Origin of the sequence: Rhodococcus sp. IEGM 1241 (assembly GCF_033142365.1) — a bacterium.
GTDB classification, from domain to species: Bacteria; Actinomycetota; Actinomycetes; order Mycobacteriales; family Mycobacteriaceae; genus Rhodococcus_F; species Rhodococcus_F erythropolis.
In genome coordinates this window covers 1-2,240 of sequence record NZ_JAWLSE010000048.1, presented here as the reverse complement: position 1 = coordinate 2,240, position 2,240 = coordinate 1, and the positions used below count along the sequence as shown (strand labels likewise).

Annotated in this window: 3 protein-coding genes and 1 pseudogene; 1 reads left to right on the top strand and 3 read right to left on the bottom strand. The window is 61.3% G+C overall.

All coding sequences use genetic code 11. The features are described from left to right. Positions 1-66: 66 nt before the first annotated feature. Together R4P70_RS32530 and R4P70_RS32525 are read right to left on the bottom strand one after the other, a co-directional pair. Positions 67-228 (bottom strand): hypothetical protein, encoded by a 162-nt coding sequence (locus R4P70_RS32530; protein ID WP_155277984.1) that lies wholly within the window; start codon positions 226-228, stop codon positions 67-69. A 113-nt stretch (positions 229-341) separates the two neighbouring features. Then, positions 342-802, bottom strand: a pseudogene (locus R4P70_RS32525) (transposase); the annotation flags it as partial. A 26-nt stretch (positions 803-828) separates the two neighbouring features. On the opposite strand from R4P70_RS32525, the gene R4P70_RS32520 reads away from it, so the two are divergent. Beyond that, complete coding sequence (locus tag R4P70_RS32520) at positions 829-1,389, top strand: integrase core domain-containing protein (RefSeq protein ID WP_080656784.1); 561 nt, start codon at positions 829-831, stop codon at positions 1,387-1,389. A 60-nt stretch (positions 1,390-1,449) separates the two neighbouring features. On the opposite strand, the gene R4P70_RS32515 is transcribed toward R4P70_RS32520, so the two are convergent. Then, a partial coding sequence (locus R4P70_RS32515; protein WP_317833821.1) for a transposase occupies positions 1,450-2,240 on the bottom strand: 791 nt, incomplete at its 5' end.

The following is a 2,240-nucleotide window of genomic DNA, read 5'->3' as shown; positions in this document are numbered from 1 at the left end:
AGAATCCTGTTCGTGTACAGATCATCATCCGGGAAGGTGCGTCCTCCCGGGATCCACAGGTTTCGATCATTCCTCCACGCCGGTTTCCGTAGCGATATCGGCGACTGCGTCACTGGCATGTCCCCAGTGAACGGGGCCATGCCAGTACAGCTCGACTGCGTCGCGCTGTACTGCGATACCGACGGCGCGACCGTAGCCGGGATCGCCGCCGATCTCGGCATATCCCATGGTTCCCTGACCACATGGCTGAGAAACGCGGGTATCCCGATCCGCAGACCCGCCGCCACCGCTGTCTTCGATTCGAATTGACTTTCAGAGGCTCGTCAGTGGATCCAGGCTTAGATGACCTCGTGGCTGATCCGCATTGACTCGTCATCGGGAAGTCGATGGGCAGCCGGTGCGAAATCTGCTCCGGGCTACACGCTTTCACTCATCGGAGGTCCTGACGATGCGGCTTGTTCAAACCCTTCCATTGCCGTTCGAACGGTCCGGCGACAGCAGCGCCGCCCGGCAGGGTGATCTTGCCCGAAAGGCGGTCCTCGACGTACTCGCGCAACCGCTCATTCTCAGCCAGCTTGGCGGACTTTGGGCGACGGGCAAACAACTCGGCTTTCCAGTGCGCAACGCTGGCACGGTAGTCGAGCGTGCCGCCCCGGGTCGCAGCGTTGCGCCGCAACTCCCGCGAGATCGTCGACGGGCTCCTCCCGATGACACTCGCGATCGCGCGCGCCCCGTGGCCGGTGGCGCGCAGGATCGCGATGCCCTCACGCTCTTCCAGAGAGAGGTACCTGCCGGCGCGGGCCATGGATACGGTCTCAGCCCGCCAGCGTGCCGGAACAACCGCTGGCCCACAGGTTGTCCCACGCCGACAGCGTCAGCAGCCTCGCAAGGAAGCTTGCCTGTGGCGATCTGGTCCCAAGAAATCTCGGTCCTTCGACCGAGGATGGCCCGGCGCTCTTCGGTGACCTCATCGGAGCCCTGCCCGTCACCTCCCGCGCCCAATCCGATGGTCTGCCCACAACACCCTCCTGGCCTCAGGTGTTGCTTCCACCGGTTGAGCCCAATCAGTGCACATCAATTTCCTTCGCGGAAACGGCTGCACTGGAAGGGATTGCGGCTTCAATTGGAAGCGTCGGCGACGCCCACGACAACGCCCTTGCGGAGTCGACAATCGGACTGTTCAAGACAGAAGAAGTTTCCAAGAGCAGTCCGTTTCTGCAAGGGGCGATCAAGACGATCGACGACATCGAATTCGCGACGATAGAATGGGTGGATTGGTTCAATACCCGCCGTCTGCACAGCACCTTGAACTACGTCACTCCCGACGAGTTCGAAGCCGTCTATTACTCTCAACTATCGATTCTCCAGCCGGAGATGTCGCCAGCATAGGAGCGGCAAGAAACCCGGCACGGTTCAGTCTCCGGACTTGCCGGGATGCTTCTATATCTGTCAAGACTCCAAGATTGGGTGTGCAGTGGCAAGTGTCCGGTACAGCTGCCGGGTGACGTAACGCTTGAGGGATCGCATGATCTCCTTGGTCGTGCGGCCTTCTCCTCGTCGACGTTCGACATAGGTGCGAGTTTGGGGATCAACCCGCATCCTCACGATCACAACCGTGGTCAGTGCTCTGTTCAATCGGCGGTCACCGCCCCGATTAAGCCTGTAGCGCACCGTGTTACCTGATGAAGCCGGGACCGGGCAGGTCCCGGCGAGCGAGGCGAATGCGGCCTCGGAGCGCACCCGACCTGCATGTGACCACGCGATCAGGACAGTCGCTGCAACCACTGCCCCGACCCCGACCGCGGCAGTCAGTTCCGGCGCATTGGTCTTCACCAATGCGTCGAGAGACTTTCGATTGTCAACCAACTCCGCATCGAGCGCACGAATCCTCTTGGCTAGTCGCACGGCCTCTGCTCGGCACGTCGCAGTGGTGGCGTCCTCGGACCGAGCCCGCCAGGTTGCGATCTCCTTTAACTGACTGTATGTCAACGATTTTCGTGCATCCACACCAAGTTCGACGGTGCGAACCAAAGCCGTCAACGCATTGATGGTGCGCGTCCGTTCACACGTCATCTGTTCTCGGGCGACCACGAGAACGCGCATCGCCACTCGCGATCCGTCCGCTCGTGGTCGACGCAGTCGATCGATGTCGACAGACAGAACTGATCGGGCGATACGAGCGGCGTCGAGATCGTCGGTCTTACCGACTCCTCTGCGATCCGCCGACCCCATCACGGAGG

Coding starts and splice junctions, on each gene's coding strand:
- R4P70_RS32530 (WP_155277984.1), bottom strand. CDS start 228: ATGGGATATGCCGAGATCGGCGGCGATCCCGGCTACGGTCGCGCCGTC.